This is a genomic window from Desertivirga arenae (genome assembly GCF_017355785.1).
GTDB lineage: Bacteria > Bacteroidota > Bacteroidia > Sphingobacteriales > Sphingobacteriaceae > Desertivirga > Desertivirga arenae.
Window position 1 is genome coordinate 441033 of sequence record NZ_JAFEWE010000001.1, and the last position, 25440, is coordinate 466472.

Consider the following 25440-nt stretch of genomic DNA (forward strand, 5'->3'; position numbering starts at 1 on the left):
TTCATAAGCAGTTATGGCAGATGAACAGAAATTTCCCGAATCAATAAAAGTACAACTCCCCTCTATCCTCGATAACGACTTCTATAAATTCACCATGCAACATGCTGTGGTTAAACTGTTCCCGAAAGCGCAGGCACGATATAAATTTATAAATCGAGGCAAGCATGTTTTTCCTCCTAACTTTGCTGAAGCCCTTCAGTCTGCAGTAAATCAAATGGCTGCTCTTAAATTAAGCATGCAGGAGAAACATTTCCTTGATCAGAATTGCCCTTACCTCGACCCGGTCTACCTGGATTTTCTTCAGGGCTATTGCTATAATCCTGAAGAGGTTAAAATAATTCAGCAAGGAGGTGATCTGGAAGTTTCCATAGAGGGCTATTGGTACAGAACTATCCTTTGGGAAGTGCCATTAATGTCTTTGATATGCGAACTTTTCTACAAGGAGACGGAACAGAACCGTGCATCCGACGATGAGATCATACAAAATACCAGCAAAAAGGCTGAGATGTATAGAAGACTGGGAGTAACTGTAGCAGATTTCGGGACACGCCGAAGGCATTCCTTTACAGTTCAGGATCTTGTAGTGAAAACATTAACATCAACAGGAAAAGGATTCTTTGTGGGATCAAGTAATGTACATCTTGCAATGAAGAATGGTATTAAACCAATTGGCACCCACGCTCATGAATGGTTTATGTTCCATGCAGCGAAATTCGGCTATAAGATGGCTAACTCTGAGGCGCTCGAAAATTGGACTAACGTATATCGAGGCGACCTTGGAATTGCTTTATCTGACACCTATACCACTAAATCTTTCTTCACCCAGTTTGATAAGAAACTTGCGAAACTATTTGATGGGGTAAGGCATGACAGTAATGATCCTGTTGAATTTGCGAAGATGACCATTGCACACTATGATAGCCTTGGCATAGATCCTTTGTCTAAGACGATCATCTTTTCTGATGCTCTTAATTATGAAAAGGTTGCCCGTATCACCGAGTTTTGCAGAGGGAAAATAGGATTTTCTTTTGGTATAGGTACCAATCTTACCAACGATGTCGGTTTGAAAGCGATGAACATTGTGGTGAAAATGACTGAAGCAAAACCCGAGAGTCAGGACTGGACACCAGTTATTAAACTTTCAGACGAAAAAGGGAAGTATACGGGAGATCCAAAAGAAATTGAATTAGCAAAAAGTATATTGAAGATAGACTAGTAGCTACGATATATGCGCTTCTGGAAATTTTCATATCTTTATGGAAAACCTTTTAAAATATGTACGGCCTATTATCTCAATTCGACAACTACTATTACTTTATTATAGGTTTACAAGCTGTTTGTGTGTTCCATGCTATGAAAAACGGGAACCAGGGAAAATGGATCTACCTCATTGTTTTCCTTCCTGTAATTGGGTGCCTGATCTACCTTTTTACGGAAGTAATCAACAAACGGCATGTCTCTTCTATTCAATCGGACGTAGTGAACATTGTTAATCCGGGAGCAAGGATCAAGGAACTGGAAAGGAAGTTTAAGTTTTCAGAAACTTTAGCCAACCGTCAAGCTCTTGCTGATGCCTATTTAGAGAAGGGTTTGTATGAACAGGCTATAGACCTCTACGAACCCGCACTAACAGGGCTTTTTGAGAATAACGAACATATTATTAACCAGCTGATCCGAGCCTACTTTGCCAAGGAGCGATATGAAGACATCCTTAGAATAGCTCCAAGAATAGCCGGCTCCTTTAATTTTTCTAAAAACAGAAGCGCCCTTTTATATGCGCTTGCTCTGGAAAAATCAGGAAAAGCAGAGGAAGCAGACAAACAGTTTAAAGCGCTGAATCACCGCTTTTCGAATTACGAAGCCAGGTACAATTACGGTCAGTTCTTAATCAGATCAGACAGAATTAAGGAAGCCGATTCTTTGTTTTCCACGATAGTGAACGAAGCTTCTCAAATGAGCAGAAAAGATATGCGCGACTCTAAGGTTTGGATTGACAAAGCTGCAAAAGAGCTTAATAATTTGCCAGTAGAATAATCAAAAATAAGAAAGGCGATTGGGTGATCGCCTTCCTTATTTTTATCTTCCGGTAGCACCATCTCTTACTACTTCATATCTTATCCATAAGAAATCATCATAGATGCGATCCACTGATTTAATTTTAAATTGGGTTGCCATTCTGCTTCCATAACCTTCTTCTGCTTCAAATACAGTAGGCGAGCCTATAGTTCCATCGGCAACAGGAGCAAGCACCAGACTAAATTCGTCGATCAGGTTTGCCTTTAAGAAAGATCCATTAACATGTCCCCCACCGTCAATACGAAGCGTCTGAATATCAAACAACTTACGTAGCTTCCTTATTACCAGATCAAGGTCCAAGGTGTTCTTCCCCCCAAAAATATAGGATACTTTACTTGACCTTAGGTGCTCCAGATAACCATCACTTACGGTTTCGGTAAGAACTTCTATTACGTGCTCTGTTGATACCATATTAGTTTCCCAGAAACATTTTCCGGAAGGGTCTATTACTACTGCATAGGTTGCTGATTTCTGAGCAACAAAATCTTCTTTAGGAACTGAAGCTCCATTCAGTAATTCAGGGGTATTTTTGCTGGAAAATTCCTGCATGGTCACCCTTCCCACTAACCAGGCGTCCGCAGCTATCTTTTCCGCTGTTTCCTCGAAATATTTATGATGGTCTTTAAAGCCCCAAATGTCCTGTTTGATGCGCCCATCAACAGAACCCAGCATATGACAAATTACATAAGGTTTTCCTGAATCCATAAACTTAAATTTTGTGGCAATTCTACAAAAAGTATTCCCTTAAATCCCGTTATTCTGGCTTTCGATATTCTTCCAGTGCATTGCATATTGCCGTACCAATCTCTTTGTAACAATAGCGATCGGTCAGAAAAGCCAAATCCTCCTTATTGGTAAGATACCCAAGTTCAAGTAATACGGCAGGAGTATAATTAGGTCGCAAAACGGCAAGAGCCTTTTCCTTTACGTTGCCTCTCACATTCATTCCTTCTACCTCATTAAGACTGTTCCAAAGACAACTTGCCAATCTTTTGCTTTTTGATAGCAGGATCGATTCAGGCATGTTCATCCCTGTAAATATCTCCATACCTTTTATCATAGCTCTTACGCTGGGCCCAATCCTTTCGGGAACGGTATTAGCATGCAAAGAAATAAATACATCGCCCTTTATTTTAGCCCTTTCTGTAAGGGGGATAAAAACATCTGTTTCCCGGGTCATTACTACCTCGTATCCCCGGGCCAGTAATTGAGCTTTTATTTCAAGAGCAATGTTCAATACAACATTCTTCTCATAAAAACTCTCTGCCTTGGTCGCGCTATCCCTGCCTCCATGCCCGGGATCGAGCACTACTTTAAGTCCGGGCCCATTCAGTCCGATAAAGCAATCAGACGGGAAAGCCGGAAGCTGAACGGCAAGCAGCAGATAAAGGAACAGGATAAATGGTCTATTCATAGGCTTATATCATGTATAAAGCAAAAAGAGTCTAATCCGCTTCCTGACTGCAGTAGTAAGGATCTGATTTCCCCCCGGTTTCCAGATCCTTGTCAAAACAGAAGCTGAATGAGGGGGCTGTAATCGACTTAATAAGACAAAAAAGCTCTTTAGAATTACCACCTGCACCTAAATTCATCCTCCGTGTTTCCTGTGCTCTTATATCCGATAAAATAATACTCTTCATATTAGAAGCCTCCCCATTCCAATTGACCACGTACAGGTTCACTTCTACCCTTTCCAGTCCTTTCGAGCTATTATTTTTAAGAATTAGATAATGATCATTAGTTTTATTTGGCTTAACCTCAATCTCTGCTTTTATATATTGAGCCCAGTTCTCCCTTAGAGGCTGGAAAAGATCGTGCTTTTTTGCGTTGGCTTCATCCAACTTCCCCTTATTAAGCCTGCCTGATTCCCATTTTAATCGCTCTTGGTTATTCACTTTTTCGTAATAGTGCTTTGCTACCCCTACAGTCAACGCTAGCGCTAATGCAGCTAACACGAGTGTTATAACTAAATTGACGGGCTTCTTTTTCAGGAATACATCATCCCGATCCATAAAGGGTATCTGATTAACTTCCGTTTTACCGCTTGTTTTATCGCCTTCAGTATCAATGCCCCTATCATTAATATTCATTGTTATACAATTGGTGTCTAAAATACTACCATTTAAAAAGCCGCTTAAAGTTTATCTAAGCGGCTTGAGGTTGTAACCCAAATATATAATATATCCTTATAAGGGAATAAGGAAGTCGGAATTTATTTATTAAGTAGCCTGAATTATAACATCGATCATACCACCTCCATATTCTTCGGGATGAGGGATATTAGCAGCATTCTCAGTCAGCACTGATCCTGAACTCTTTGCTTTTCCCTTTTTATCGGATGTACCTATCAGGCGGTCAACAAGATTATAATTGCTCTTGGATACCAGCATTGAAGTAAGAATTGCTCCAGCTGCAATTCCCGCAAAGATCGCAATGATCATTTTTGTATTTTCGTTTTCTGTCTTAAATGGATTGTTTGGAAGGTCGTAGTTTCTCATTTTAAAATCTTTTTTTCCGCGATATTATCAATACCGCCAAGACATTAACATAAGAGATGGACAAATTGATTTACGAAAAGATGAGGATACCTAGCAAAATACCTACTATCATTACTACATACAGCATTATCTCTGTGGAAGCAAAGCGCTTATATTTGGTCCAAAAGGAATAATTATCGTTCTCTTTATTCATTAAGCTTATCGGTTCAAATAAACGGCTATCTTGACGCCAGGCTGCTTAACCCGGTGTTTATCAGGGAATCAACCGGTAAAACTGAATAATAGTTATTTTTAGCACTTCCACATCTCGAAAAGTACTTATAATACCATCCGTCCTTTAAATTACTTATGATCACACCCTTTGAAGAAGATGCGTGTACGAAACGATTGTTTTTAAGATAAACACCCACGTGGCTAAACTTTTGCCCGCTGAAATCGAAGAAAACTAGATCACCCTCTTCTAGCTCCTCCTCGTACTTTCGTTTCACATTATCTGCCATACTTTTGGCAATACGGGGAACTGACTTATCAAAGATCTCCTTCTCCAGAAGCACAACAAAACCAGAACAATCCACACCTTTCTTATCCATACCTCCGTTCCTGTAAGGAACACCCATCCAATCATCAATAAAACGGTAAAGCTTCTCGTTCTTAATTTCCCGCTGAGAGACATCCAATAACGCGGCATATCGTTCCTTGAGCGATCCCTTAAACTGCTTGCCACGGTCTTTAGAAGAGTCAGTAAGCATCTTTTTCGACTTACAAGAAGCAAGGGCCATCAATAACACTAATAGAACCGCGCCTCCCCTTAAAAAACTCCAATTACACTTCATTTTACCAAAATCCTAAAAAGCTCTGTTCTAAAGTACCAGATTTTTTTAACATACGGTTAATAAGTAGAAAAGGTTATGCTTTTAAAAGGCGTTGAATTTCATCTAATTTCATAAGCGCTTCTACAGGCGTGAGTGTATTCACATCGAGGTTGTTGAGCAGATCTCTTATCTTCACTAACACAGGGTCGTCAATAGAAAACATTTGGAGCTGATAAGCTTGTTGCTGCACCTTCTTTATGCTGTTCTTTATGTTTTCGCCCCCTGTCCTTTCCTGCTCCAACCTTTTCAGGATTTCATTTGCCCGTGCGATAAGTTTTGGAGGCATACCTGCCATTTTAGCCACATGAATACCAAAACTGTGTTCACTTCCTCCCGGCACCAGCTTTCTTAGAAAGATCACTTTATTTCCTACTTCTCTTACCGAGACGTTAAAGTTCTTGATTCTGTTAAAAGATGTAGTTAGTTCATTTAGCTCGTGATAATGAGTTGCAAACAAGGTTTTGGCTTTTGCAGAAGGATGATTATGCAGGTATTCGGCAATAGCCCAGGCAATAGAGATACCGTCATAAGTGGAGGTCCCCCGGCCGATCTCGTCCAAAAGGATCAAACTCTTATCCGACAAGTTGTTCAATATACTGGCCGTTTCGTTCATCTCCACCATGAAAGTTGATTCTCCTGATGATAAATTATCAGAAGCGCCCACTCGTGTGAAGATCTTGTCCACTAACCCGATCCTGGCTTCCTTAGCCGGAACAAAACATCCGATCTGTGCCATCAGGACTATAAGTCCGGTTTGACGAAGAAGTGCCGATTTACCGGCCATATTCGGACCTGTAATGATAATGATCTGCTGGGTTTCATTATCGAGATAAGTGTCGTTGGTAATATAGTCTTCTCCCGGGGGTAAATTCTTCTCGATCACCGGGTGTCGCCCTCCCTTTACATCAAGAATAGAGTCTGTAGTTATCTCCGGTTTAACATAATAATTTCTGATAGCTATCGTAGCAAAACAGGATAGCACATCAAGTTGAGCTACCAGTTGCGCATTAAGCTGAATAGGTTTGATATATTCAGATAGCGCAAAGACCAGCTCGTTGTATAAGCGGGTTTCAAGAGCAAGGATCTTTTCCTCGGCTCCCAGGATCTGCTCTTCGTACTCTTTCAGTTCAGGTGTTATGTATCTTTCGGCATTCACCAGAGTCTGTTTCCTTATCCATTCTGAAGGCACCTTGTCTTTGTGAGCATTGGTTACTTCCAGATAATAGCCAAATACATTATTGAAGGCAATCTTTAAGGATGGAATTCCGGTAAGCTCGGCCTCACGTTTCTGGATCTCGATGAGATACCCTTTTCCTCCAAAGGCTATTTTTCTTAATCTGTCCAGTTCTTCATTTATTCCCTGACATATTACCCCTCCTTTTAAAAGCATGGCCGGAGGATCTGAGTTAAGCTCCTTTTCAATCCTCTCCCTCATCAACAAACAGGGATTAAGCTGCTCTGCAATAGTTTTTAGTGCCACATTATCCGACTGCTCACAACGCTTCTTTATGGATTCGATAGCATGCAATGCCCTCTTCAACTGACAAACTTCCCGGGGATTTGCTTTTAACAGGCCGATCTTCGAAATCAATCGTTCCAGGTCTCCGATCTGTCTTAATTCATCATTGATCTGCTCGCGCACTTCTTCATTATTCACCAGGTATTCCACCACATTCAAGCGATCCTCAATCGGCTTCTTCTCTTTAAGTGGCATTACAATCCAGCGACGCAGCATCCGTGCGCCCATCGGAGAACAGGTTTGATCGAGTACATCTACTAAAGTGATGGCATTTTCATTAGAAGAACCGATAAGCTCAAGGTTACGTATTGTGAACCTGTCCAACCACATGAAACGATCTTCTTCAATTCTTGCAATAGAAGAAATATGCTGAAGATTACGATGCTCCGTTTCATTCAGGTAATGAAGTGCAACTCCTGCGGCTGTAATAGCCACCTGCAGCCGCTCTATACCAAAACCTTTTAATGATTGGACTTCGAAATGCTTTAGAAGGCATTCATTTGCATAATCCCCTGTATAGGGCCATTCATCAAGACAGTAAGTATAAAAACGGTCACCAAAGGTCTCAGTAAAATCCCGACTCCTGCTTTTCTGGAAGATCACCTCACTTGGCTTAAAGCTTTGCAGCAACTTTTCGATGTAATCTTCTCCACCTTGTGCCACCAGGAATTCTCCGGTAGAGATATCTATAAAAGCGACCCCCAGAGTATTCTTATCAAAAAAGACGGAGGCCAGGTAGTTATTAGACTTTTGCTGAACAATATTATCACCATAAGCAACCCCTGGAGTAACTAATTCAGTAACGCCTCTTTTTACAATGGTCTTAACGGTTTTAGGGTCTTCAAGTTGATCGCAGATCGCTACACGTTGCCCTGCCCGTACCAGCTTTGGAAGATAAGTTTCCAGCGAGTGATGTGGAAAACCGGCCAATTCAATATGTGAAGCAGAGCCATTAGCCCTTTTAGTTAAAACAATCCCTAAAATAGATGAAGCCTTTACAGCATCTTCACCAAATGTCTCGTAAAAATCTCCCACACGGAACAACAGTAAAGCACCAGGATATTTAGCCTTTATCGTGTTGTACTGTTGCATTAAAGGGGTTTCTTTGGTAGCGGTCTTTGCCAAGCCTTTTTCTCCTTTTAAACCTGCTAATTTATGCCTTTGTAAGTTCTTTGTCTGTCTATGTGGAAAACTGAGTGTTTGTGGAGAAGGAAAAGAAATAAATGTGAAACAATACGTTCGTTGTGAAGTGTATATATTTGTATACATTTACAAAAACAATCTTTCAGACTCTGCGTTTCAAGAACACAGCATTATGGCAAAAATTCTAATCATCGACGACGAACGTGCAATACGTAATACCCTAAGGGAAATTTTAGAGTATGAAGACTATCAGGTAGTAGATGTTGATAATGGTATCGACGGCCTGGAAGTTATCAAAAAGAATGATTTAGACCTTGTTCTTTGCGACATCAAGATGAGCCGGATGGACGGAATGGAGGTGTTAGCTGAGGGATTAGGTATTAAACCTGACCTTCCCTTTATTATGATCTCTGGTCATGGTACTATTGAAACTGCTGTCGAAGCAAGTAAGAAAGGGGCGTACGATTTCATTTCTAAACCACCCGATCTTAACCGTTTACTGATCACAGTTCGAAATGCCCTTGAAAGAGGTAACCTGGTAACAGAGACTAAGGTCCTGAAAAGAAAGGTTAGCAAAGTTCGAGACATCCTGGGAAATTCTCCCGGAATTCAAAAAATCAAGGATACTATTGATCGTGTAGCACCTACAGATGCAAGGGTTTTGGTAACCGGGGCAAATGGTAGTGGTAAGGAGCTTGTTGCAAGATGGTTACATGAAAAGTCACACAGAGTTAATGCTCCTATTATTGAGGTAAACTGTGCTGCTATACCTTCAGAGCTGATCGAAAGTGAGCTATTCGGACACGAAAAGGGTTCATTTACCTCTGCTGTAAAGCAGCGTATCGGAAAATTTGAACAGGCAAATGGCGGTACTCTTTTTCTAGATGAGATCGGGGACATGAGTCATTCTGCACAGGCAAAGGTACTAAGGGCACTGCAGGAAAGCAAAATCACCCGTGTTGGAGGCGAGAAGGAAATAGAAGTTGATGTTAGGGTAATAGCTGCAACGAATAAGGATCTTTTAAAAGAGATAGATGCTGGCAATTTCCGGATGGACTTATATCACCGCCTAAGTGTTATCCTAATCCATGTACCACCTTTAACTGACCGTAAAGAAGACATTCCTATCATTGCTCAAAGTTTCTGCGAGGAAATTTGCAGTGAATATGGCATGCCCGTTAAAAAGTTCAGTGACGGAGCCATACTTGCTTTACAATCTCTACCCTGGACCGGTAATATTCGTGAGCTTCGGAATATGGTTGAACGTCTGATCATTCTTAGTGATAAAGTTATCACAGAAAATGACGTACTTACTTTTGCAAATCCGGCAGGTCCTACAACGGTAATCGCTACACCACAAAATCTTGCGACAACTATCAGCGCTACAGTGCCCGTAACTGCCGCAGCAAACGGTCATTCTTTCTCTTCCAACTTCGACCAGTTTGGCAGCTTCCAGGAATATAAAGATTATGCGGAAAAGGAGTATATCAAATACAAGTTAGAGAAGAACAACTGGAATGTATCAAAGACTGCCGATGACATCGATATTCAACGCAGTCACTTGTATAGCAAAATTGAAAAATACGGATTGAAACGTTCGGAACAATAGTACAAAGAAGGCTCCATTTAAGGAGCCTTCTTTGTACTATGTCTATTCTATACACCGAACTGCCGAAGGTGGTGATCAAGATGCTTCCACTGCAAAACATCCCATTCCTGCTCCGTCATTCTTCCGAAAAAAGGATGAGGATCTTCTGTCAAACCTTCCGGACCGCCCTTTGTAAACTTTTCTATCAATGCTGCCAGCTGTAATTTCTCCTTCACAAAATCCCTTTGATCGGTAACAACGAATTCCTTTGCCGTTGGTAAACTTTTCCTAAAGGGTTCGGGTTTAACCAATTGCTTCCTGGCAAAACCTCCAAACAATATCCCTACAAGCACTCGTTTAACAGATTGCTCTCCCAACGCTATACGTAAAGGCCACTGACAGTGAGCCAGCATTTGTGCTACATTCATTTTTCCCCAAAGTGGTTTCGAATCTGCTGTTAGCTTATTTAAACGAGAGATGATATGTTGGCTTTCTGAAGGGCTAAATAAACTTTTCATATATCTGATTTTCAGGGTGAGAGTGCCCCTGGGCTTATAATTGTGTAAGTTAAAAAGTCTATCGTTAAAAGCCAATGATTTTAACATTCCTTAAAACTTTTTTGACATTAAAGAGATTAGAAAAGCTTTTCTAGCTTTGCTTTTATTATGAGTGACTCGATTCAGGAAATAAAAAATCAGCTCTATCAAAAATGCATAGTGTTTGCAACCGAAAGGATTTCAAGTTTGGAACAAGCGATTACTTCAGCACAGGAAGCAGCCGCCAATGATACTAAAAGCAGTGCCGGTGATAAATATGAAACAACCCGGGAGATGATGCAGCAGGAAATTTCGAGGAATCAGGCACAATTATTCGAAGCAAAGAAATTAAAACATGCTTTGGATTCCATCAATCCTTTATCCAGATCTAAAGAAGTTAAAAATGGAAGTTTAGTAATTACAAGCAACGGAAACTTTTACATCTCCATCAGTGCAGGCCAGCTAAAAGTTGGAAGTGACCTTTATTTCGCCGTTTCTCCGGCCTCACCTGTTGGGAAAATATTAGTTGGTCTTAAATCAGGTGATAAAGCTACTTTTAAAGGAAAAGAATTTGTTATTCAAGAAGTTGCTTAGCTGCCTGCCTTAGCCCAATCCTAGGTTCTACCCTAACCTTCTCTCTTTTCTACCCTAAACCTCCTATCTCCTATTCTCATTCTTGATTTTTTCTTAAAAAAATTCCTTATCGCGTAGGGGTAAAATCTAAACCGGTTGTCACACCAGAAATAACACAAAAGAAAATATCACCTGGTATTATGAAAATTTCTGGTAACAAAAGGAATCAACGATTATCAAACGCGAAATCGAACAATAATTTTGGACATATTACAATGAAAAAATTTAAGCTATTGAGCACTCTCTTACTTGGTCTGTTTTTCCTGCCGGCCCTGGCTCAAAAGAAAGTGACTATAAGTGGACATTTTAAAGATGCTAATAATGGTGAAGTTTTACAGGGAGCAGCTATTACTGTAAAAAACACAAATACCAAGACATCCACTAATAGTTATGGATTCTACTCTTTAACCCTTTCTCCGGGCAATTATGTTGTCAATTACTCTTACGTAGGATATAATACGCAGGAGAGAACTATCCGTATCCAAAGGGACACGGTGATCAATATACAACTACAGCCAGCTTCTAAGGAAATGAGAGAAGTTGTAGTGAGCGGAAATGCGGCAAGAAGGACAGACAATGTAAGAAAACCCATTACGACAACAGCCCTTTCTGTTAATACCATCCGTCAATTGCCTCCTTTGTTGGGAGAGGCGGATGTTATAAAATCATTTCAGCTAATGCCAGGGGTTTCGACAGTTGGCGAAGGAGCATCAGGCTTTAATGTAAGAGGTGGCGGGGTGGACCAAAACCTTATCCTTCTGGATGAAGCCCCACTATATTTCACGTCACACTTGTTCAACCTGTTCTCCGTTACTAATCCGGATGCTATGAGAGATGCAGTGCTTTACAAGTCGGATATGCCAGCCCGTTTTGGGGGAAGATTATCTTCTGTGCTGGATACGCGGATGAAAGACGGTAATAATCAAAGATGGAGCGGCACAGGTGGATTGGGATTAATTGCGAGTAGGTTAACCCTGGAGGGACCAATTCAAAAGGGAAAAAGCTCTGTGATCATAAGTGGAAGGAGATCTTACACTGATCTCCTGACCAAGCAATCGTCTGATCCCCAGATCAAGGATAACTCCATATATTTCTATGATTTAAGTGCGAAAGCCAACTTCACCCTTAGCAGCAAAGACCGGTTATTCATCTCCAGCTACTTTGGCAAGGACTATATTAATGTAGCTAAGCGCTTCGGTATGGAATGGGGTAACGGAACCGGTACCTTGCGTTGGAACCACGTATTCAATCCCCGGTTATTTTCCAACACCAGCGTAATCTATTCCGATTATAAATATCAGTTGGGCGTACTCAATGATCCGGCTAATAGTTTCACATGGAAAGCGGGAATTAAGGATTACTCCTTAAAAAACGGGTTCACCTGGTATCCTGATTCAAAGAACACCTTGTACTTTGGTGCAGAGGCAGCCTTACATGATTTCAATCCCGGAAAAGCTTTCCCAACAGATGAAAGGTCAATTTTTAATACAGTAGAGATGCAGGCACAAAGAGCGGGCGATTATAATATTTATGCAGATCATGAAGTTCAGCTCTCGGATGTATTCAGCTTTGAATATGGGCTTCGCTATTCTCTGTTTCAGACAATATCAAGAGGAAAAACTACTGTTTTTGACTTTACCGGAGAAGCCGGACAAAAAAAGGAAGCCATTAATCCAAGAGAATTTAATGACGGCGATGTTATTAAATCTTATGGCAATTTCCAGCCTCGTGCCTCGGTTAAAGTAAAAGTGGGAGAAGAGGCTTCCGTAAAAGCTTCATATAGTCGCACAGCACAAAACCTTCATTTAATTTCCAATACCGTTGCTTCAAGTCCGCTTGACATTTGGCAACCCAGTTCTTTTAATATCAAGCCCGAGCTTTCAAATAACTTCTCTACAGGATATTTCAAAAATTTCAATAACAATAAGTACGAATTCTCTACTGAGGTCTACTATAGGACTATGAGAAACCAGCTGGACTTTATAAACAATGCTCAGACCCTGTTGAACGATACCCTGGCTGCCTCTATGGTCTTTGGTGACGGCAGGGCTTACGGAGCTGAGTTTTTCATAAAGAAAAATGAAGGAAGGTTAAACGGCTGGATCAGTTATACGCTAAGCAAAGTGGAGAAAAAGAATGAGCTGCAGGCAGATTACTACCCGGCAAGATTTGATAAAAGACACGTAGTATCTATGGTGGGAATTTATCAGCTGAAACCCCGCATCTCCCTTTCGGCAACATATAATTTTTCTAGTGGCACGCCAACCACCCTGGCCGACAGACGCTTCGAGTTCGATGGAATTCCGGTACAATATAACTCAACGGACCTCAGAAATAACTACCGTATCAGTGCGTACCATCGCTTAGACCTTTCGGCCACTTTCAAAAAGCGTGTTATTCCCGGAAGAAGATATACCAGCGAATGGGTAGTGTCACTATACAATGCAACCAACAGAAAAAATCCTTTCTCTGTCTATGTACGTCAGAATGAGGACAGTCCCGCTAATCTTGAACCGGTACAATTTTCTGTCTTCGGAACTCTGATCCCATCTGCAACCTGGAACTTCAAATTCTAATTTAAATTAAACCACTAATTACATTATGAAAACGTTCTTTTCAACCCTAAGATCAATGAAAACTATTAATATAATCCTAACACTTTTTATAGCTATCCTTTTTTCTTCCTGCGAAGACGTAATTGACATCAAAGCACCTAAAGGTCAAGATGCCCTGGTTGTTGAAGGATGGCTCACAAATCGTTCTCAAAATCATTACGTTAAATTATACCTCACCAAAAAACTTATGGAAAGCTCTCCCTACCCTGCAGTTACAGGAGCAAAAATTATATTAAAAGATAGCGATGGCAATAGCGAGACTTTACAAGAGACAAGTGCGGGTACCTACGAGATAAAGACAATGAAAAGCGTAGCGGGAAAAACTTACACTTTAAGCATTGAATCGTCAAAAGGTAATTATGAGGCTATCGCTACAACTCCTAAACTATCGTTAGTACCGGATTCATTAAGCTTTAAGTTCGAGCCTAAATCAGGAATGTATGATAAGGAGGGTTATTACCCACGATTCTACGGTCAGGAAACTGAGGGGAAAGGTGATTATATCCAGGTAAGGTTATACAGAAACGGAAAGTACATGAATATGGATGGCGACTTCAATCTCTTCTCAGATGAATTCGTAGATGGTAATTACATTGATAATGCCGAGCTAAATGTAAATGAGCCTTTTGCAAAAGGAGAAATGGTAAAAGGAGAAGTATGGTCACTTTCAGAACATGCATTCAACTTCTGGACAGACATACAAACGCAATTACAGAACGGACAAATATTTGCTACTGCCTTCGCTAATACCAGAACAAATATTACCAAAAAAAGCAATGCGACACTCAATGTAGTCGGCTATTTTGGTTCATCTATAGTGAAATCTGTAGAGAGAAAGGTCGAATAATTTTATTAGCTAAATGCCGATGTGAATGTACCTCGGCATTTAGCTTTATGAGTTATATAGCAGTTCTGTTAAATCTAATGTTTCTATATAAGGCATTAACCTTGTCATACTTTTAAAAGGCCTTATCTGACTTATAGCATTTTCAGTTTGGTTATAAAACACCTCAACAAAGAAGTTCTCAATGCTATAAAGCACTACATTAAAACCTTTATAATTCCTGTTACCTACAAAAGTTCCCTGCCAAATAGTATTAACTTGTTCTTCGGTTGATAATTCTATAAACTGATAGATGTTCATGTCCATATAACCTCGATTTATAGAAAAAGATTGAATAATTTTCATTTGTTCTGTGACGAAAATTATGTGCGCTAACCAATAAAACTTCTACCTATTCCCCTTAAAAAATAACGTTTTACTATAGTGTAGCACTCATAGTTCTCATTCTAAATTTTACCTTCCAGCGTTTCGTACAATTTTGTAACAAAAAAATTCACTCCTCGTATTAAAACCAGGAAGAGACAATTTCTAAGCGCTCTTAAGTAGATGAGTTATTGGGGAAGGCACCTGTCTTTCCCTCTATTAAATGTATAACCTGATCCTTATCGGTAAGATCCTGATTATTATTTGGCTTGTAATGTTTTAGTGTTGTAAAAAACAGGCCAATTAATATCTGGTTCTTCACATCAATTGCCCGCATATTTTTTTATTTTTTTCAAACAAAATCCAAACAAAAACCTTATGCTTGTGGAATCAGAAAGGGGGATATCCGGATTTATTTTCTTCGGACTAATTTTCTCGTTTGACTTGCTAGTTTAATAATATCTGTACTAGCAGTTTTCACTTGCGCCAAACAAACATTCGATACGCATGTCATTATCAATTTCAAAAATTTTACAGAAAAGAAAGAGCAGTGTCCTGGAGAAGTGGATACAAAATCAGCTTAGCGATGAAGGTCTAAGAGATGATTTAATTAGTAATGATGAGCTAAGGGCATCTTCAGAAGAGTTAGTAGATATTTTGGCTACTAACCTGAATGATACAAATATCGAAGATGCAAATTCTGAGGATTTTGAACCGGTCCTGGAAATTATTGCAGGCATTTCATTAACAAGAGCCAGACAAGGTTTCAGTCCTCGTGAAACTGGTCTTTTCGTCATGGGTCTCAAAGATGCCATTCTATCTGTTTTACAGGAAGAAATGCAGGAAGATCCGACCTCTCTCTTCCGCGAAAGTATGAAGATGATCAAGTTGATGGATAACTTCAGCATTATCACTTTTGAAACTTTTATTAAAGGACGTGAAGAAGTTATATTAAGACAAACAGACGAAATAGCAGAAATTTCCACCCCTGTTATTCGCGTTTGGGATGGAATCCTTGCTCTTCCAATTATTGGAACGCTTGACAGTGCCCGCACCCAGGTAGTAATGGAAAATCTACTACAGGAGATCGTGCAAACCGGAAGCAGCCTTGCTATCCTGGATATCTCGGGAGTTCCCGCAGTCGACTCTCTCGTAGCTCAGCATATTATTAAAACAGTGAGCGCAACCCGTTTAATGGGAGCCGAGTGCATTATCAGTGGTATTCGCCCTGAAATCGCCCAGACTGTAGTTCATCTCGGAATAGATCTTTCTACGATCATAACTAAGGCCACACTGGCCAGTGCCCTTAAATACGCTTTCTCTATCTTAAAATTAGAAGTAAGAAAGACTCAAAAAGAAAAGACCACTTTATTGTAAGCAGGATGGACAGAATACCTATTTTGAGGATGGGTCCTTTCCTGTTAGTGACTATTCAGGTTGACCTTTACGACCGGCTTGCACTTACACTGGAGAGTGATCTCGTGCAAATGGTTAATAAAACAGGAGCAAGAGGGGTGCTTATTGATATCTCAGCGGTCGAAATAGTAGACTCCTTTATGGGACGTATTATCGGCAATATCGCAAGTATGTCAAAAATCCTTGACGCTGAGACTGTAGTGGTAGGTATGCAACCAGCAGTAGCCATCACCCTGATAGAATTGGGGCTTCCGCTGAAAGGAGTTTACACAGCCCTTAACGTGGAAAGAGGGATGCAGCTTTTGCGTTCTATGATTGACTTGGATGAAGATCAGGATGAAGATGAGGAAACCGATGAATGATGGTCATATCTTTATCAAAGGATGTTATGCGCATCATCAAAGACCAGGACGTTGTTCCATTCAGGAACCGTGTAAAAGAAAAGGCCACTAAGATTAAAATGGGTCTGGTAAATCAGACCAAGCTTATTACGGCTGCCAGTGAACTCGTGCGCAATATGTTGAAATATGGCAACGGTGGTGAGATCGTTATCGAAGTAGTTTCCAGGGGAAGGGAAAATGGAGTAAGACTAACTTTTAAAGATAAAGGTCCTGGGATCGCAGATATCTCTCTGGCAATGAAAGATGGATATTCAACTGGAAAAAGTCTTGGTCTTGGACTTCCAGGGACAAAACGACTCGTAAGTGAGTTTGATCTAAAAAGCGAGGTTGGAAAAGGCACTACGGTGATGATAATAAAATGGGCAAATGGTTGACGCCACTCATATAAGTTTCAGAGCAGACGACAGAAGTTATTTTTCTCTTCTTAAAAAAGAAATCCATAGCAGGGTTTCTGAAGCAGGGTTCGGCACTCAGAAAATGGCCGAAATTGATATCATAGTTTCAGAAATGACCTCTAACCTCTTCAAGTATGCCATAGGTGGTGAGATATTACTATCCTATGGGCAGGAAAATGGGCTAGACTATTTTGAGATAATCAGCATTGATAATGGCCCTGGCATGGCTGATGCCTCCAAGATGATAGCAGATGGAGTATCTACTACAAATACTCTGGGTCATGGACTGGGAAGTATAAAACGACTTTCCGATAAGTTTGAAATTTACAGTCAGAAAGGCTGGGGAACAATTGCTCTGAGTCGGATTTACAGAGAAACACCGGCATTAAAAAAAAGACCGCCCTTAGAAATAAGGAGGCTGGTAGTTTCAAAGCCAGGAGAAAGCGTTAGTGGCGATGGCTGCTACTATGAAATGGGGACCGACACGGTTAAGATACTTGTAGCAGACGGACTGGGACATGGGATTGAGGCAAACAAAGCTGTAAATGAGGCTGTCAAAGCGTTTAAAGAGCTTCATTTAAACGACCCAACTGATATTGTCAGACACCTTCATTCCTCCATTAAAAAAACAAGGGGAATGGTTGGAACGGTGATAGTTTACGACATAAAAACCAAAACCTGGAAATTTTCAGGTATCGGTAATATTTCTATGAAGCTGCTGAACTCTCTTAGTTCAAAAAATTATATCTCATATAATGGAATAATAGGACATAATATCCCTACAACGATGAAAGCTCAGGAAGCAAGCAATTCGGACTATAATCTAATGATCCTTTGCTCAGATGGCATAAAATCGCGCTGGGAAAGTTCAAAGTATCCTTTAATCAGCAAATATGATCTTAGTATTCTGGCAGCTGCACTATATAAAGATTTTGCCAGAAAGACAGATGACATGTCGGTAGTTATAGCAAGAAGTTTTTGATATGTTTGAAATTGTAAAAGTTAGCTTAGAAAACGCTATGGATCTGGTGCTTGCACATAAAAAAGCATCACGCCTTGGAGAGAGGTTAAAACTTACTCCTTCAACACAAACGACTTTTTCTACCGCAGTTTCTGAAATCTGCAGGGAAGTGATTGACAGGACAGATAGCGGACAATTAACTCTTGGACTAAGCAAAGAGGATATCCGCTACTCATTAACTGCCAGAATTAAATACGACCATTCTGTAACTATCATACCTTCGGATCCAGGCTTTCAAAATGCCAGGCGACTGTTACCAATTGTGAATCAATTTCAGGAAAACAACTGTGATATTATAGAGCTTAAAATTGGATTACCGCGTTCAATAATAATAAGTCCTGAAAAGGTGAAAAGGCTAGCAGACCTTTTCGACACTGAAGCTCCTTATACTGCCTATGAGGCGCTGAAGAAAAAGAATATGCAGCTTCACGAACGGGCTGCCGAACGCGAAGAAGTCCTGGAGCAATTTAAACAGGACAATGAGCAGAAGAATGAATTTATTTCTTTAGCGAGTCATGAACTCAAGACACCTGTAACAATCATAAAAGCCTATGCCCAGATGGCGCTACAAGAGGCAAAAACTCTTTCTAACCCTAAAATATTAAACTTTATAACCCGAATTGAAGCCCAATCGGTAAAGCTAACCTCGCTTATTCAACAACTTCTTGACGTTTCGAAGATCGAAAGCGGCAAGTTAGATTACAGGATGGAGCAGGTGGATCTTAACTCCTACCTTAGTGATACAATTGGTATGGTGAAACATATTATCCCGGAACATCAACTGGAAGTATCCCTAGGAAAATCTTCTCAGGTAAGGTTGGATAAGCTCCGGATTGAACAGGTCTTGTCTAACATTCTTGGAAATGCTGCGAAGTACTCACCCGCAGACAGCAAGATAAAGCTTAATAGTACTACTGAAAACTCTCACATTATCGTTTCCATAAAAGATCAGGGCATCGGTATGGCCAAAGAAGACCTGCTAAAGATCTTTGAAAAATTTCATCGTAATGAAGGTGTAGTAAATAAATTTTCGGGACTCGGTATGGGACTTTATATATCTTCAAGAATAATTCGTGAACACGGTGGAGATATTTGGGTAGAAAGTAAGGAAGGAGAAGGCTCAGTGTTCCATTTCTCTCTTCCTGTTTAAAATCCTGAGTAACTTTTTAACAAATCTCACGTACCAAGACACATTAGAAAAACAATCGTTTTTCGTGCGTTCTTAGGTGAGATGAGGTTTGGTTATAAAAAAAGGTAGAATAAATTTCTACCTTTTTTTTCTTTATGCAAAAGTGTTGTTATTATTTCTTCTGTTCCTTCTCCTTTTCATCATAGTAGGTTTTCATTACGTAAAATGCCTTCTTCTTATTTCCCTTGTGATCAAAAAGTCCTTTATTATTCCAGCCCTCCTGATAAACAGGATTATTTCGACGGGGAGAGCGGAAATCGTTTAAGATCCATGGAGACAAACCAACAAAATTAGCCGGCATACGCTTCATCATTGCTACCTGCTCCTTATAATACCATTCCTGGAATTCTTCACTCCATCTTGTTAGACTGTCTGCTTTAAAGCCACTTAACGCTTCTGCACCAGTTTCACTAATGAACAAAGGCTTATTATAACGAATATCCCATTTAGCATTTTTAACGTCAGAAGGGAAGCCACCATACCAGCCCAGGTATTCATTCACAGAAACAAGGTCGGTATACTGACCTAGGGGATCATCCACTATCATGGTTCCTTTATCATTATGCACCTCTAGCGCTGCCGAAATCAATCTTGAATTATCCAGCTTCCTCGCTGTAGCCACAAGATTGCTCATGAAAGTAGTTCGCTCTGGTTTGACCGGAGTTTCATTTCCCACAGACCAGATCACAATGCTTGCTCTGTTCTTATCCCTTGCTATCATATCCCTTAACTGGGATTTTGCTTTTTCCAGAACTTCCTTACTCGCAAAATCTATCGTCCAATATACCGGGATTTCTGACCATACCAGAATGCCCAGAGAATCGGCAACTCTTGTCATATACTCATTATGTGGATAGTGCGCAAGTCGCACCATATTTGCATTCAATTCCTTCGCCTGCCTCAATAATTGGAGTGCATCTGCTTTGCTGTTTGCTCTCCTTCCCTCTTCTGGTATCTCTTCATGTATGCAGATACCTCTCAGGAAAACAGGTTTCCCATTCAGCAAAATCTTATTGCCCTGAACTTCTACACTTCGAAAGCCTACCTTATCTGTTATTGTTTCTGCTCCTGACTGTAACTTAAGAGAGTACAACTTTGGATTACCGGTAGACCACAACTGAAGTTTTGGGATTTTATAGGAGAATGAAACGCTGTCTGAATTAAGTTTAATTTCCTTTTTGAGTTTCAGTTCTGCAATCTCCAGGCTTAGTGTCTTTTCTGAGGCCTTATTTAATCTAATCCAACCCTCTACTTCGTTCGTGCTATTCTTCTTTAGTCGAATGGAGTAGTCGCGGATAAAGGTTTGAGGTACCTCCACCAGGAGGACATCGCGGGTTATACCTCCATAATTCCACCAGTCTGTATTAAGAGTGGGAATTTCATCCCGTTTACGCTTATTATCTACTTTTACTACCAAATAATTATCCTTCTCTTTCAGCGAGGTTGCAGGAACCTCAAAATTAAAAGGACTAAAACCGCCCTTATGACTTCCGAGCTTCTTACCGTTCAGGTAGATATGGCTTTCGTAATTGACCGCTCCGAAATACAAAAAAACCTTACCGGTAGGATTCTTTTTGGAATAGTCAAATGACCTCTTATACCAAACCGTCCCCTCGTAGTATAGGAACTTCGGATCCTGAGAATTCCAATCGCCTGGCACATTCAAAGAATACTTATCACTATACCCGTGCTCCTTCCGGTCTGATTTATTCTTTGGTATATCTGTATTCCAGTAAGCTTCCCCATCTCCTTCTCTCCTTTCAGCCCAGCGGTAATCATAAAAGCCGGTTTCGTAAGGGTCCACTATGTACTGCCACTTCCCATTCAAGCTGGTGATGTCTCGTGCATATACATTGTTGATAGGAGGCTCCTGGGCAAGCATTTCCGAAGCAGGACTTATCAGTAAAGTTGCAGATAGCAGACTTCTGTAAAATTTTCCTTTTATCATGTTTATAATTGGTGTGTTTATTTCAGATCTAATGCATGGTCGGCCGGTACATCTTGCCCATTCCATACTTTTAAGCTTGTCCAGGGTGCAGCGGGAGAGGCCCAGAACTCGTCAGTCTCAGGCAGACCGAGCGGAAGGAAAACGAGACTGCTTATGTATAAGCTACCGGTTGTTATATAAAAATCTGCCAGAGCAGACTGCTGTCCTGCAAGGCCGATATTCAGCCAACCCTTGTCGTTAAAGGTTTTTGCAGGCGAAAGCGTTCTTTGAATAACGGCAGTAAGGGCTCCGCGAACCTGAGCTGGACTGAGTGATGGTGGCAGGTGCTGTTGATAGGCCATGTCTGCAAGATGATGGAAAGCGCCCCCCCGGTAAACAATAGATCTCCCTGTGATCGGGAAAGAACCATCTGTATTAATTAACTTTTCCTGGATCTCGGCGTAGCGTTTAGTGATCTTATCAAGTTTTGGCGTAAACCATATAAATTGCTTATTCTTTCGGTTAGCGATATTTACGATCGTTGAAAGATATGGTTGGATAACATAACTATTGTAATAATCTAAATGGAACTGATTTCCATCAGAGAAAAGGCCATCGCCTGTATACCAGTGCTCGGCAAATTCCCTGACCCCGAACTCCATTCGCATTTTATCATACTCCATACCATACTTGCAGAAAAATGCCTCGATCATACCTGAGAATAGTAACCAATTGGTGTATACGGGCACAGTTTCCCTTGTAGCCTTAAAAGCTTCAACCACCTGTTTTTTTACCGTATCTGAGGAGTTTTGCCAAAGCCAGGGACATCGGATTAGTCCAAAAGCCATAAAAGAAGCATCCACAAGAGGTTGCCCTCCCGTCCATTGCATATAGTCTTTTGATGATGGATTTACTGCATTCGACAAGGCTTTAAGAGCCCATATGCGGTATTGCTCCCTTAAAGCAAGCTCTTCTTTAGATCCTCCTTCCAAATTTAACCAGGGACCGATCCCGCTAAGGGTCCGGCCAAAAGCTTCAAGATAAGCTACTTTTGAACGGGAAGCTGCATTATCAACATTTTTTGCCAGTTCAACTGGCATTTTTTCTTTCAGCCTATCTTCGGCAAGATTGCTCATTACCGGTCTTGCCACCATATCGAGGTAACCGAGCCAGATGGCCCGGTCATTTATTCCCTTTTTTGATTTCTTCTGCGCATTGACTACAGATACAAGCAGCAGCAAGGCAAGTGCAAGAAAGAGCTTTTTCAAACTACTTCTTGTTAACGCTGATGACATAACTGTAGGAGTATTTCTTATCCTGTAAGCGGTATTGTGGATGAGGCAAAGCTCCCCAGCTATTGTCACCTCCAACTCCTCTTTGTTTCAAATCGATGTTCAAATATACTTCCTTACGTGGCTTTATATCGGTAGGATGCTGTTGCTTTTTCGTAAGGCCCGGATCAAGGTCTTCAGTTCTAACATTAGTTGCCGAAAAACAAATAGGTTGGATCCCCTGAATGGTAAGTCCTTCACCAATAGCATTCGTTAATGACAGCCATCTCACATCCGTTTTATACCCAGCTTCCTGAGGACGGATATAATTCCAGGTAAACTGGTTTTTAACCTCATCTTTATAAAGTCCAACGAAAGCAGAAGTATTCCTGTCGCTATAATTCTCCCATGGACCTCTTCCATAATAGGACAGGTTCGAATAGTCGGGAGGAAGTTCCATGCGCATTCCAAATCTTGGCATTTCCGGAAGCTCTCTTCCTGTCATATCAATAGACGCAGTCACTTTGACGGAACCATCGTTTTGAATGAGATACTCGGTTGTATAAGGCACATTGATGCCATTAAGAACATATTCAACTTTGATAGGCTGTCCCTCTTCCGTTTGCTCCCCAATGGTTACACTCTTCACCTTGCGGTCAACATGTGCTGTTCTCCAAATACCAAGGTTTACCTGCATACTATTTCCAAAGTCATTATCTGTCGGCGCCCTCCAAAAGAATGGCTCCGGATATTGCCTTATCGGAGACGAGTTTTTTGAAGAAAGGGAAATAAACCTTCCCGTGGTCTGATCAAATTCTCCTTTAATATCTCCCGCAGCAAACCGTAATCTGTTATTTGCTTTTTCGATGGTCAATTTTCCCGAACCCGCTTCTCGTCCCGCAAAATAATCTCCTGCTTTTTTAAATTGTTCTCGCGCTATCTCATGTCCTGCTGGAACAAGGTCAGTCGCAGTTTTGGTGTAGGCAAATACGTTTAGATAAAATTCACTACTTGCGGGCGATTTATACATTGGGACGTTAAGTCTTACATCCTTTTGCTGATGAGGAGCAACATTTATCTCAAAAGTGCCTTCTTTTACTTTTTCCCCGTTCCTAAGTAATTCCCACTTGAAATCGTACTGGTCAAGGTTAGTAAAGTCGAAGAAGCTTTGTACTGTAATTACACCCGAAGCAAGATCTTTTTCTTTAAACAGGATATTCTGGTAGACTTTCTTCACTTCATAAATTCCTGGGTGTACTGTACGATTTGCCGCAATCAATCCGTTAGCACAAAAATTCTCATCATTTTGCAGATGATATCCACCTAGGTCTCCTCCGTAAGCCCAAAATAAGCGCCCGTCTGGTGTCGTAGTCTTCATCCCCTGGTCTACCCAGTCCCAAATGAAACCACCCTGCATGTTCTTGCTGCTCATAATGATATCGAAATACTCTTGAAAGTTACCGTTACTATTACCCATGGCATGGGAATACTCGCACATGATATAAGGACGGGTTTTTCCGGAAGCTGCATAAGCTTTCATATCCTGAATACGAGGATACATCGGACATACAATATCTGTATTCGAATCCTCCCCAGCTTGTTCAAACTGTACAGGACGGGTAATATCCCGTTGTTTCATCCATTTATATCCCTCATGGAAAACAGGACCGTTCCCACACTCGTTTCCGAGCGACCAGATAATAACAGATGCGTGGTTTTTATCCCTCTCAACCAGTCTTTTCATCCGGTCCAAATGAGCTGGGGCCCACTCTGGTAAGTAGGCGGGATGTTTTGATCTATCAAAGCCTCCCTGAAGCTCGGCACCCATTCCATGCGTTTCAATATTAGCTTCATCTACCAGGTACAGTCCATACTGGTCACATAGCTTATACCATTCCGGGTCATTCGGATAGTGACTTGTTCGAACGGCATTGATATTGAATTGCTTCATTAACTGAATGTCTTTGATCATTAGTTCCCGGTTAGGCACGTGACCTTCAACATCGTCGTGTTCATGACGGTTCACCCCATGTACATAAGACGGGACACCATTAATGAGAAGGCGGGAATCTTTAATTTCAACCTTTCTGAAGCCTATTTTGGCACCGGTAAGACTTAATATATTACCTGCATTATCTTTTAGAGTCAGGATACAGTCGTAAAGATTAGGGTGTTCTGCTGACCATTTCAGTGGGTTCTTTACTGTTCCTCCAAGCTTAATGGTTTGTAAAGTATCTGAACTTACATTAACGTTTTGAGTATTTGAAAACACCTTTTTACCGGCTTTATCTAATATGTCTACAGATAGCGATCCTCCTTTAACGGTATTGTTTCTGAATTGACGGAGATCAACTTCCGCGCTGAATATACCGTTTACATAGTTGGCATCAAGATCTGGTTTTAAAAAGAAATCCCAGATGCTCAACTTCGGTAGTGAATACAGGAAAACATCCCTTTCAATTCCACTGATCCTGAAAAAATCCTGGTCTTCCAGATAACTGCCGTCATGCCAGCGAAAAACCTGAACAGCCAGCAGGTTTTCTCCCTTTTTCAGGTAGGGTGTAATATTAAATTCAGCAGGTGATTTGGAAACTTTCGTCATTCCAACCCTTTGCCCGTTCACATAGACAACGGCATAACCGGTAATGGAACCAAAGTGAATAAAGGTCTGTCTTCCATCCCAATCTGAGGGCACAGAAAATGCCTTCCGGTAAGTACCAACAGGATTATTCTCTCCGATAAAAGGGGGATTTTTAGGGAACGGATAAACTATATTGGTATAGATAGCAGTACCAAAACCTTTACGCTCCCAATTGGAAGGAACAGGGATCTCAGCCCAGTTCTTGTCGTCCAGATCCTGACGATAAAAATCTTTAACCCTGTTCGCATATTTGTCTGTATAGACAAACTTCCACTTTCCATTAAGGCTTTGGTGATAAGAGGATTTACTGTAATCATCTGCTGCAACTTCTTTAGCTGAGTTAAATAGCATAAAGGTTGCGTGAGGTTTCTCTTTGTTCTGTTCGTAGAATTGGGGGTTTTCCCACTCATTATTCTGTGCCTTCCCCAGAAAAGGACTACCGAAGATCAAACAGCCGGCAATTATTTTTTTCATATTAAATCAGGTGTGTTT

23 protein-coding genes are annotated in these 25440 nt (G+C 40.8%); 11 read left to right on the top strand and 12 right to left on the bottom strand.

The features are described from left to right. The first annotated feature begins 13 nt into the window (after positions 1-13). Entirely contained in the window at positions 14-1216 is a 1203-nt protein-coding gene (pncB, locus tag J4N24_RS01635; RefSeq protein ID WP_207531894.1) for a nicotinate phosphoribosyltransferase, read from the top strand. 59 nt (positions 1217-1275) lie between these two features. Continuing rightward, on the top strand, positions 1276-2034 hold the full coding sequence (locus J4N24_RS01640) for a hypothetical protein (RefSeq protein ID WP_207531895.1): 759 nt from the start codon (positions 1276-1278) through the stop codon (positions 2032-2034). Positions 2035-2076: 42 nt separating this feature from the next. Here J4N24_RS01640 and J4N24_RS01645 read toward each other — a convergent pair whose 3' ends face one another. From J4N24_RS01645 to mutS, 6 genes are all read right to left on the bottom strand, one after another. Continuing rightward, entirely contained in the window at positions 2077-2781 is a 705-nt protein-coding gene (locus J4N24_RS01645; protein WP_207531896.1) for a dihydrofolate reductase family protein, read from the bottom strand. A 49-nt stretch (positions 2782-2830) separates the two neighbouring features. Next, positions 2831-3490 (bottom strand): N-acetylmuramoyl-L-alanine amidase family protein, encoded by a 660-nt coding sequence (locus J4N24_RS01650; RefSeq protein WP_207531897.1) that lies wholly within the window; start codon positions 3488-3490, stop codon positions 2831-2833. A gap of 31 nt (positions 3491-3521) precedes the next feature. After that, the gene (locus J4N24_RS01655; RefSeq protein WP_207531898.1) at positions 3522-4166 is read right to left on the bottom strand and encodes a hypothetical protein; all 645 of its coding nucleotides are present in this window, start codon (positions 4164-4166) and stop codon (positions 3522-3524) included. Positions 4167-4295: 129 nt separating this feature from the next. Beyond that, entirely contained in the window at positions 4296-4574 is a 279-nt protein-coding gene (locus J4N24_RS01660; protein ID WP_207531899.1) for a hypothetical protein, read from the bottom strand. A 218-nt stretch (positions 4575-4792) separates the two neighbouring features. Further along, on the bottom strand, positions 4793-5407 hold the full coding sequence (locus J4N24_RS01665) for a C40 family peptidase (RefSeq protein ID WP_242691465.1): 615 nt from the start codon (positions 5405-5407) through the stop codon (positions 4793-4795). A gap of 73 nt (positions 5408-5480) precedes the next feature. Further along, a complete protein-coding gene (mutS, locus tag J4N24_RS01670; RefSeq protein WP_207531900.1) occupies positions 5481-8090 on the bottom strand; it encodes a DNA mismatch repair protein MutS in 2610 nt (869 codons plus the stop codon). A gap of 190 nt (positions 8091-8280) precedes the next feature. Between mutS and J4N24_RS01675 the strand changes: the two genes are divergently transcribed. Further along, positions 8281-9717, top strand: a complete 1437-nt coding sequence (locus J4N24_RS01675; RefSeq protein WP_207531901.1) for a sigma-54-dependent transcriptional regulator — start codon at positions 8281-8283, stop codon at positions 9715-9717. A gap of 47 nt (positions 9718-9764) precedes the next feature. On the opposite strand, the gene J4N24_RS01680 is transcribed toward J4N24_RS01675, so the two are convergent. Further along, positions 9765-10214 carry a DUF1569 domain-containing protein gene (locus J4N24_RS01680; RefSeq protein ID WP_207531902.1) on the bottom strand — a complete coding sequence of 150 codons (450 nt, stop codon included), beginning with the start codon at positions 10212-10214 and terminating at the stop codon, positions 9765-9767. Between the two features lie 147 nt (positions 10215-10361). Here J4N24_RS01680 and J4N24_RS01685 point away from each other — a divergent pair, with 147 nt between their 5' ends. From J4N24_RS01685 to J4N24_RS01695, 3 genes are all read left to right on the top strand, one after another. Beyond that, a complete protein-coding gene (locus J4N24_RS01685) occupies positions 10362-10826 on the top strand; it encodes a 3-oxoacyl-ACP synthase (protein WP_242691466.1) in 465 nt (154 codons plus the stop codon). Between the two features lie 254 nt (positions 10827-11080). Next, positions 11081-13441 carry a TonB-dependent receptor gene (locus tag J4N24_RS01690; RefSeq protein WP_207531903.1) on the top strand — a complete coding sequence of 787 codons (2361 nt, stop codon included), beginning with the start codon at positions 11081-11083 and terminating at the stop codon, positions 13439-13441. A gap of 55 nt (positions 13442-13496) precedes the next feature. Then, entirely contained in the window at positions 13497-14327 is an 831-nt protein-coding gene (locus J4N24_RS01695) for a DUF4249 domain-containing protein (protein WP_207531904.1), read from the top strand. 45 nt (positions 14328-14372) lie between these two features. On the opposite strand, the gene J4N24_RS01700 is transcribed toward J4N24_RS01695, so the two are convergent. Both J4N24_RS01700 and J4N24_RS01705 read right to left on the bottom strand, forming a co-directional pair. Further along, positions 14373-14669 (bottom strand): hypothetical protein, encoded by a 297-nt coding sequence (locus tag J4N24_RS01700; protein WP_207531905.1) that lies wholly within the window; start codon positions 14667-14669, stop codon positions 14373-14375. Between the two features lie 193 nt (positions 14670-14862). Continuing rightward, on the bottom strand, positions 14863-15024 hold the full coding sequence (locus tag J4N24_RS01705; RefSeq protein ID WP_207531906.1) for a hypothetical protein: 162 nt from the start codon (positions 15022-15024) through the stop codon (positions 14863-14865). Positions 15025-15194: 170 nt separating this feature from the next. Here J4N24_RS01705 and J4N24_RS01710 point away from each other — a divergent pair, with 170 nt between their 5' ends. Genes J4N24_RS01710 through J4N24_RS01730 form a run of 5 tightly spaced genes read left to right on the top strand, consistent with a single transcriptional unit; the run spans position 15195 to position 19070 of the window. After that, positions 15195-16064, top strand: a complete 870-nt coding sequence (locus tag J4N24_RS01710) for an STAS domain-containing protein (RefSeq protein WP_207531907.1) — start codon at positions 15195-15197, stop codon at positions 16062-16064. 5 nt (positions 16065-16069) lie between these two features. Beyond that, positions 16070-16465 (top strand): STAS domain-containing protein, encoded by a 396-nt coding sequence (locus J4N24_RS01715; protein WP_207531908.1) that lies wholly within the window; start codon positions 16070-16072, stop codon positions 16463-16465. Then, positions 16462-16878: an anti-sigma regulatory factor gene (locus tag J4N24_RS01720; protein WP_242691467.1), complete on the top strand. Its 417-nt coding sequence runs from the start codon at positions 16462-16464 to the stop codon at positions 16876-16878. The genes J4N24_RS01715 and J4N24_RS01720 overlap by 4 nt, the downstream gene beginning before the upstream one ends. After that, on the top strand, positions 16871-17881 hold the full coding sequence (locus J4N24_RS01725) for a SpoIIE family protein phosphatase (RefSeq protein ID WP_207531909.1): 1011 nt from the start codon (positions 16871-16873) through the stop codon (positions 17879-17881). The genes J4N24_RS01720 and J4N24_RS01725 overlap by 8 nt, the downstream gene beginning before the upstream one ends. 1 nt (position 17882) lies before the next feature. Beyond that, a complete protein-coding gene (locus tag J4N24_RS01730; RefSeq protein WP_207531910.1) occupies positions 17883-19070 on the top strand; it encodes a sensor histidine kinase in 1188 nt (395 codons plus the stop codon). 151 nt (positions 19071-19221) lie between these two features. On the opposite strand, the gene J4N24_RS01735 is transcribed toward J4N24_RS01730, so the two are convergent. The 3 genes from J4N24_RS01735 to lacZ are packed head-to-tail and all read right to left on the bottom strand — an operon-like array spanning position 19222 to position 25422. Next, on the bottom strand, positions 19222-21057 hold the full coding sequence (locus J4N24_RS01735) for a glycoside hydrolase family 2 protein (protein ID WP_242691468.1): 1836 nt from the start codon (positions 21055-21057) through the stop codon (positions 19222-19224). A gap of 17 nt (positions 21058-21074) precedes the next feature. Next, complete coding sequence (locus tag J4N24_RS01740; protein ID WP_207531911.1) at positions 21075-22331, bottom strand: DUF2264 domain-containing protein; 1257 nt, start codon at positions 22329-22331, stop codon at positions 21075-21077. Further along, positions 22306-25422 (bottom strand): beta-galactosidase, LacZ type, encoded by a 3117-nt coding sequence (gene lacZ, locus J4N24_RS01745; protein ID WP_207531912.1) that lies wholly within the window; start codon positions 25420-25422, stop codon positions 22306-22308. Before lacZ ends, J4N24_RS01740 begins: the two co-directional genes overlap by 26 nt. Between the last annotated feature and the right edge of the window lie 18 nt (positions 25423-25440).